The sequence below is a fragment of the Streptococcus sp. KR genome, from assembly GCF_002238115.1.
Taxonomy (GTDB): domain Bacteria; phylum Bacillota; class Bacilli; order Lactobacillales; family Streptococcaceae; genus Streptococcus.
The window spans coordinates 1-221 of sequence record NZ_NGVM01000356.1 but is presented as its reverse complement, the minus strand read 5'-3'; the positions used below and the strand labels follow the sequence as shown (position 1 = coordinate 221).

Sequence of the window (221 nt, the reverse complement as noted above, 5' to 3'; positions counted from 1 at the left end):
GTTGGGGCTTATAATCCTGGCATTGATACCGTTCATCTCCAGGGAATGGGAATGGACGATCACGTCAAATTGTTTGCCAGTTTGGATGAAATCAAAACCGACGCGGACGTTTGGATTGATTTTACGGTTCCCGGTGCTGCATTTGAAAATGCGAAGTTTGCCATCCAACACGGGATTCATCCGGTGATTGGGACTTCGGGTATAACGGATGACCAAGTCGA

1 pseudogene is annotated in these 221 nt (G+C 47.5%); it reads left to right on the top strand.

Annotated elements, in window-relative coordinates:
* Positions 1–221: pseudogene (locus CBI42_RS12270) on the top strand (4-hydroxy-tetrahydrodipicolinate reductase); the annotation flags it as partial.